The following is a 308-nucleotide window of genomic DNA, read 5'->3' as shown; positions in this document are numbered from 1 at the left end:
ATCCGACCGGGCCCAAGGGCCGGTGGTCGTGAGCGTGGCGGACAGAGGACCACGACGCACGGTTTCAGGTGATCAGGAACACAGGGACGGCGGCGACTTCGTTGCCGGTCTCGCCGCACGCAAGGCGGCTGCGCGCCTGCTTGCCGCCGTCATCGATGCCAGGACACCGCTTGACGGGCTGACCGATCACGAGAATGGCCACCCGCAATACAAGGCGCTCGATTTGCGCGATCGCGGCCTTGTGCGCGCCATTCTGGTCACCGCGCTGCGCTACCGCATGACCATATCAGGGCTGCTGGCGCGGCGCC

Annotated in this window: 1 pseudogene; it reads left to right on the top strand. The window is 67.5% G+C overall.

Annotated elements, in window-relative coordinates:
- Positions 1–28: 28 nt before the first annotated feature.
- Positions 29–308 (top strand): annotated as a pseudogene (locus EOB49_RS35100) (MFS transporter); the annotation flags it as partial.

The sequence above is a fragment of the Mesorhizobium sp. M7A.F.Ca.MR.148.00.0.0 genome (assembly GCF_003997735.1).
In the GTDB taxonomy this organism is placed as follows: Bacteria; Pseudomonadota; Alphaproteobacteria; order Rhizobiales; family Rhizobiaceae; genus Mesorhizobium.
The sequence above is the reverse complement of the archived record's forward strand: the minus strand, read 5'-3'. Positions and strand labels throughout refer to the sequence as shown.